The organism is Pleurocapsa sp. CCALA 161, assembly GCF_003003995.1.
In the GTDB taxonomy this organism is placed as follows: Bacteria; Cyanobacteriota; Cyanobacteriia; order Cyanobacteriales; family Xenococcaceae; genus Waterburya.
The window spans coordinates 1-6,727 of sequence record NZ_PVWF01000017.1 but is presented as its reverse complement, the minus strand read 5'-3'; the positions used below and the strand labels follow the sequence as shown (position 1 = coordinate 6,727).

At 39.5% G+C, this 6,727-nt stretch carries 4 protein-coding genes and 2 pseudogenes; 4 read left to right on the top strand and 2 right to left on the bottom strand.

The annotated features are described in order from the left end of the window. The 3 genes and pseudogenes from C7B62_RS26460 to C7B62_RS06130 all read left to right on the top strand — a co-directional run. Positions 1-581 (top strand): annotated as a pseudogene (locus C7B62_RS26460) (anthranilate phosphoribosyltransferase); the annotation flags it as partial. A gap of 127 nt (positions 582-708) precedes the next feature. Next, the gene (gene aroF, locus C7B62_RS06135; RefSeq protein WP_106233735.1) at positions 709-1,770 is read left to right on the top strand and encodes a 3-deoxy-7-phosphoheptulonate synthase; all 1,062 of its coding nucleotides are present in this window, start codon (positions 709-711) and stop codon (positions 1,768-1,770) included. 767 nt (positions 1,771-2,537) lie between these two features. Then, a complete protein-coding gene (locus C7B62_RS06130; RefSeq protein ID WP_106233734.1) occupies positions 2,538-2,918 on the top strand; it encodes a hypothetical protein in 381 nt (126 codons plus the stop codon). Positions 2,919-2,974: 56 nt separating this feature from the next. On the opposite strand, the gene C7B62_RS06125 is transcribed toward C7B62_RS06130, so the two are convergent. Both C7B62_RS06125 and C7B62_RS06120 read right to left on the bottom strand, forming a co-directional pair. Further along, positions 2,975-3,754: a response regulator gene (locus C7B62_RS06125; protein ID WP_106233733.1), complete on the bottom strand. Its 780-nt coding sequence runs from the start codon at positions 3,752-3,754 to the stop codon at positions 2,975-2,977. Between the two features lie 108 nt (positions 3,755-3,862). Then, positions 3,863-3,988 (bottom strand): annotated as a pseudogene (locus C7B62_RS06120) (IS1 family transposase); the annotation flags it as partial. Between the two features lie 524 nt (positions 3,989-4,512). Here C7B62_RS06120 and C7B62_RS06115 point away from each other — a divergent pair. Beyond that, positions 4,513-6,126: a PAS domain-containing sensor histidine kinase gene (locus tag C7B62_RS06115; protein WP_106233732.1), complete on the top strand. Its 1,614-nt coding sequence runs from the start codon at positions 4,513-4,515 to the stop codon at positions 6,124-6,126. The last annotated feature ends 601 nt before the right edge of the window (positions 6,127-6,727 follow it).

Sequence of the window (6,727 nt, the reverse complement as noted above, 5' to 3'; positions counted from 1 at the left end):
CTTTTCTGTTTGCTCCTGGCTGGCATCCAGCCTTAAAAGCCGTTGCTCCCCTGCGGAAAACCCTCAAAATACGCACTATTTTCAATTTGCTAGGTCCGCTGGTTAATCCTTTACACCCGACTGGACAAGTAATTGGCGTGAGCGATCGCGCCCAGGTAAAAACCTTTGCCGAAGTTTTATCTCAGTTGGGAACTAGAGCCGTTATTGTTCGCGGACGGGAAGGACTAGATGAGGCAGGATTAGCAGATATTAGCGATTTGGCGATCGCTACTGATAAAGTAAGCTTATTTGAATTAAACCCCAAAGAACTCGGCATTAAAAACGTTCCCACGTCTGCACTGCGAGGTGGAGACGTGCAGGAAAACGCCGATATTTTAAGGGCAGTGCTTCAAGGTAGCGGTACTCAGGCTCAGCAGGATGTGGTTGCTTTGAACGCTACTTTAGCACTTTTTGTGGGTAAAGCGATCGCCCCAGAGCCTAACCATGATACTTTTGCACGGGGTTTTGTTTTAGCTAAAGAGGTGCTGCAAAGTGGAGCAGCCTGGACAAAATTGGCAGAACTGGCTCAATTTCTTAAGTAGCGGTGCGACCCACAGTCCTTCGAGCTTTGTTTATGTGGAACGCGCACCAAGAAGATGAAATTTACTGATAAATCAACGTGGGCTAAACCCAAGGTACACAACTAAATAAAGTAAAAGGAATTTAAATATGATCGTTGTTATTAAATCTGGTACTCCCGAACTAGAAATTAATCGAATTTGCCAAGAGCTAAGTAACACCTGGAATGTTACACCAGAAAAAAGTGCTGGAAAACACAAAATTATAATTGGCATGATCGGCGATACGGCGGATATCGACCCGCTACTGATACAGGAAGTTAGCCCTTGGATCGAGCAAGTTCTGCCAGTTGAAAAACCATTCAAGCGAGTTAGCCGAGAATATTGCCACGGCGAAGCAAGCGAAGTTACTGTGCCTACACCCAACGGTAAGGTTACATTTGGGGAAAATAATCCTGTAGTGCTGATAGCTGGTCCCTGCGCGGTAGAAAACGAATCTATGATTGTAGAAACAGCACTTCGAGTTAAGGCAGCAGGAGCCAAATTTATTCGGGGTGGAGCGTTCAAGCCTCGTACATCCCCCTACTCTTTCCAAGGTCACGGCGAAAGTGCTTTGGGATTACTGGCGACAGCACGAGAAGCGTCGGGACTGGGGATAATCACCGAGGTAATGGATACGGCCGACCTTGACATGGTTGCCGAGGTAGCTGATATCTTGCAAATTGGTGCCAGAAACATGCATAATTTCTCCCTATTGAAAAAGGTAGGAGCGCAAGATAAGCCAGTGATGCTCAAGCGCGCTATGGCTGCTACTATTGATGACTGGTTGATGGCTGCTGAATATATTCTGGCAGCAGGTAATGCTAACGTTATTTTGTGCGAACGCGGTATTCGTACCTTTGATCGCCAATATACTCGCAATACTCTAGACCTTTCGGTTGTGCCAGTGTTGCGCTCTCTAACGCATCTACCGATCGCGATCGACCCTAGCCACGGTACGGGGGTATCAGCGTTAGTCCCGACGATGGCAAAAGCAGCGATCGCTGCTGGAACAGACTCTTTAATGATTGAAGTTCACCCCAACCCCGCTAAAGCTCTGTCGGACGGACCTCAATGTCTGACCCCCGATCAGTTTGACAAACTGACTCAGGAACTGGCAGTTGTTGGTAAAGCGATAAATCGCTGGGAAATAGCTGTCCCAGTACTTACTTGATATCTAGCCGAGTGTATTGGATAAACCTTACAGTAACCCCAACAAAAGCCAGCTAATTGATTATTTTTGGTCGGGTAAACATAAGAGAAGCGTTAAAGGCATAAATTCATGATAGCCATTGGCAAATCGAGAATTTTCATCGGGTGATTCAACAACTGTGTAAGATTGAACGATTCCAAGTACGCACAGAATCGGGTGTTAAAACTCATTTATTCTGTGCAATGCCGAGCTTTTGCTCAATTGCCAAACATGAGAGTATAAGGCTTGATCGACAACCTTTATCAAGTGTCACGACAGTTATTTGTGCCTGTTATTCGTCAGTTTACTACCGAAAATCTTTCTCAAGCAGTTCCTCTTTAACTCCATAACACTCCATTTCTGTCAATACGTAAGTCCTATATGTAACTAAATTACCTGTTTTTCGAGTTGCAGAGCGTAATTTCAAATCACTATCGTTAGGCGACGATCAGAATGTATTTACGTCTGTTTAGAGCAGAACTCGATCGTACTATTCGTTCAGTTCAAGCTAATAAATTAAAGACAAAGTAGTTTGTTCAGCTGCTTAAATAAATAGTTATTAAGAAATAGTTATTAAGTTCTAAAACTAGGTTTGTAAAGATTTGTTAATTGAACTTCCAGAAGCAGCCCAATTTTTCGTTTAAGCAATTATTATTTAGTAATACAAAATTACAACTGTTGCATAAATGAGGTGCTTCAAAACTTTACAACCTAGAGCGCGTAAATTATTAAAATAAAATCAACATTAAATGCAATCTTTAACCTTGAGCAACACAACATGGGCTAGTGGAGAAAGTGATTCTAATAGTTCCTACATGCTAGAGCAATTAGTCTCAGCAAATTTTGGATGGAAGATTGTTTACAACGTAAATGAAACATACTTTATTGAGGATATTATCGCCTACGCATCAATTAGAAACGGTGATTATTGTGAATTTATTCCTATTACTACTCAAGAATTACATCTTCCTCAGTCCTTATCAGAGTATGTCTTGAAGGATGGATATGTTGGTTTGATAACGCCTGAGAACGAATTGGTAGTCAATAAAGATACCGTAGAAGATATCAATCATCTAAACATTCAAGCCATTAAAAAAGCTTTGAAAAAAAATAGAATCAAATTAAATTAATTTGGGTATTAGGTTTTCAATACTTTATGATATTCTTTTACCCTAACATCTATTTTCTAATGACTCTCCCTCCAGACTTGAGGGGTTGTTCCTTGATATTGGCGAAATTGGCGGAAGAAATAACAAGTATTTTGATATCCAACTGCCTCTGCAATTTGTTCTACCGATCGATCGGTACTGCGGAGTAAGAAAAGCGCTTGTGCTATACGACGATCGATAATCCAGCGGTTTACTGTACGTCCTGTTTCCAGCTTAACTTTGTTTGTTAAGTAAGCGGGAGAATAACCTACTGCCCTAGCTACATCGCACAGAGTAATTCCCTTATTGTAGTTAGCTTCGATAAACTCAAACACTTCACTATGCTCTGGAATACTCGGAAAATGCAAACTAGTTTTGCAGTCGGAAATCCCAGAATCTACTAGAACTTTAGGCGGCTGATAGTCATTGTCATAGCATTGCCGCAAAATAGCCTGTTTTTTGAGTCGAGCCGAAACTGCCTCGAGTAACTCTTCTACTGTAGAAGGCTTGGTAAGATAATCATCGGCTCCTAAAGACATTCCCTGACGGCGAGCTGCTTTCTCTGTTCTAGCAGTAATAAAAATGAAAGGAATAGTTGCAGTCTTAGCATCTTGATGTAGCTGGTTTAAAACTTCGTAGCCGTCAAGTTTGGGCATAACGACATCGCAAAGCACTAAATTTGGTAAATGCTCTCGTGCCTGCTTAATGCCAGCTAAACCATCTTCAGCCCCAAGAGTCTGGAAACCTTCAGCTTCTAGACAGTCTCGAAACATATTGCGAGTGAGAACCTCGTCTTCAATAACCAAAATTTTTGACATAAATAAATTGTCTTTGACCTTTGAAGGATATGAGACGGAGTAAGTTTTGCCCGATTGAAACAGTTGAAAAATCTCTTGACCCTAGTAGTTTAGGGGAGTTAGGGGATGATGATAACCTTTTGTCGAATAAAAATTACGGCAGATACGACCGCAGTCTTTACATTCCCATCTTTGCTTATCATTTGTCTGACCGTCTTTTCGGGTATTATCAGATTGGCATTTAGGACATTTCAGATTAATCAAAATTTTTTGTACTCTTTCTTTTTAACAAATCCACACTCTATTCTGCAACGCCAAAATTAAAGGGTCGAGGACGCATAGTACATTTATGAATTGACCGAACAAAGAATCAACCCTCTCACACCTTTTTATTTATTACTATTGCTTTACGCAAAACACATAAGTAGCTAGGCATAATTAATTTAAAGATTGATGTAAGGTATTGGAGTAGTGGAGATAGGGGAGCAGGGGAGAAAAATAAGAATCCGTTGTTTTATATTTAATTCCACCCAGCTACTTATTCCTATTTGAGCGCTATGTGCGATATCATACGAACAAAAGTCCAAATATACTCGAATATATGTGTATCTATGTTAGATGCTCGTTAATTTAAACTCTTGTTTTTAATTTTTCGCTCAAAATTCTGAAGTTATGAGATCTGTCAAAAGTACTAATTTTATGCTGAATTTACTATCGAATTATTGAAATAGCTGCGAGCGACTTCAAACTGGTCAAAAGCAATATTATTGAGATTGAAAATGCCTAAATCTATCAAACTTAGAGAAGAAGAATCGTTTTTCTCTAGATATCTTGCTAATCAGCTTTCAGATTCAGTTTTCTGTATAGGAGCAGATGCTTGCTTCTTATATCTCAATGATTCTACCTGCCGTCAGCTTGAGTACTCCCGCCAAGAATTGCTATCTATGAAGCTGTCAGACATAGAGCCAGATTTCTCCCCCCAAAACTGGTCACAGCGATGGCAATTTCTTAGTCAGCAGAATTCTCTTGTTATTAAATCTCGACATCGAACTCGCAGTGGTAAATTGTTGCTAGTGGAGCTTACCTACAAATACGTAAAAGACCAAGAGAAGGACTTTTGCTGCGTCTTTGTCCGCAGAGTAGAAGAGACTGAGACTAAACCCGATCAATACACAAACCAGTTAGATTGCAAGAGCAGCATCAAAAGTATTTACCAAGAGATTTCTCGACTTAAAGAATCAGAAGCTCAAACTGCAAAAGCTTTATTTTTATTATGCGAAACTCTAGATTCGACTGCCTATGCTACTGTTGCAGTTAGCTATGAAGGAGAGGTTCTGAGCTACAATCAAAAATTTTTGGAGATGTGGAAAATTCCCCACTCGCTGGTTTTATCAAAAGACTCTGAAGAATGCCGAAATTTTTTTGATTGCCAGCTTGAAAATCCAGAAGTCTTTCATCGTTCTGTTTGGGAGATTTCTAGAGAAACTGAGGCTGAAACTTACGACACTTTGAGGCTAAAAGACGGTAGAGTCTTCGCGCAATGCTCTAAGCCTCAGCGACTAGACGACAAAATTATTGGTAGGGTCTGGAGTATTTGGGATGTTATCGAACTCAAACAGCAAATTGAGGCACAAATACAGAAAAACCAAGGCACAATTGAGGCAGTCCAGGCGATCGAAAAAGCCAAGCAACTGAGTGAACTGCGATCGCGCTTTTTTTCTATGCTTTGCCATCAGTTTCGCTCCTCATTAAACATTATTTCGTTCTCTAATAGCTTATTAAAACGCTACGCAAATAAATGGACTGACGACAAAAAACTACCATATCTCGATAATATTCAAACGGCGGTCGAACAGATCGCCAAGCAGTTAGATGATCTAGTGTTTTTTGGCAAATCGGAAGTTGGGCAAATTGAGTTTAAGCCAAAATCAGTTGATTTGGCTGACTTTTGCCGCACTCAAATAATGCAAATACAGCCACTGAGCGAAAGCAAACAGCAAAGTATTGAGTTTTATAGCCAGGGTAACTGTATGGCTGCTGGTATTGATGAAAATATATTGCATCATATTCTTATTAATCTGCTGTCGAATGCTATTAAGTATTCTCCAAACGGCAGCAAGATTGAGTTTCGAGTTTTATGCGAACCAGAACGAGCAATTATTAAGATTAAGGATCAGGGAATTGGTATTCCAGAAATAGACCAGCAACAACTGTTCGATTTGTTTTTTCGGGGAAGTAACGTCAACAGTATACCTGGTAGCGGTATGGGTCTATCAATCGTCAAAAATCTTGTGGAGATACATAGTGGCAAGATTGAGCTTGAAAGTAAAGTTGGGATAGGCACTACATTTTTAATTATTCTACCAGTTAGGAGTCGCTCAGCTGAAGGATAGTTAGCACAGCCCTAATTAAATTCTGAATGAGCTAACAACTGAAATAGTAATATTTTATAATTCATATTTTAACTTAGTAAGGCTATCGATCAATCTATATTATTTTTGGACATTTTTTTCTCCTGGCATAATTGCTGGGAGATTTTTTGTTGAACCGCTATCTATAAATTGTGAAGATAAAAGCCAAAAAATCAACAACTAATCAAAAGATTGTTCATTGCGATCAATAAATATATTTTTGTAATATTCAGTTTATAAAGGAGTTGATATTGCAAAATAATTGAATTTAAGTATTTGACAAAAAACAAGGGTGTTAATGGGACTAGGAGCGGTAGTTAATTAAAAGGAAAAAGTAAAAAACAGTAAGAATTTTCTTTGGAAAAAGCAAAACAGGCTCCTTGCATAAATGTATTTATCAATGAGCAGTGAACATTGAACATTGAACAATTAATTAATCAGGTTTAAGACCTCTTCTTTACAATGATCAATGATCATTGATCAGTGATCATTGAAAAAGAGGTAACTGCTCATTGCTCATTGCTCATTGCTCATTGCTCATTGCTCATTGCTCATTGCTCATTGCTCATTGCTCATTGCTCAT

Bases quoted from the DNA above. Each gene is read 5' to 3' on its own strand.
- aroF (WP_106233735.1), top strand. From the start codon at position 709: ATGATCGTTGTTATTAAATCTGGTACTCCCGAACTAGAAATTAATCGA.
- C7B62_RS06130 (WP_106233734.1), top strand. From the start codon at position 2,538: ATGCAATCTTTAACCTTGAGCAACACAACATGGGCTAGTGGAGAAAGT.
- C7B62_RS06125 (WP_106233733.1), bottom strand. From the start codon at position 3,754: ATGTCAAAAATTTTGGTTATTGAAGACGAGGTTCTCACTCGCAATATG.
- C7B62_RS06115 (WP_106233732.1), top strand. From the start codon at position 4,513: ATGCCTAAATCTATCAAACTTAGAGAAGAAGAATCGTTTTTCTCTAGA.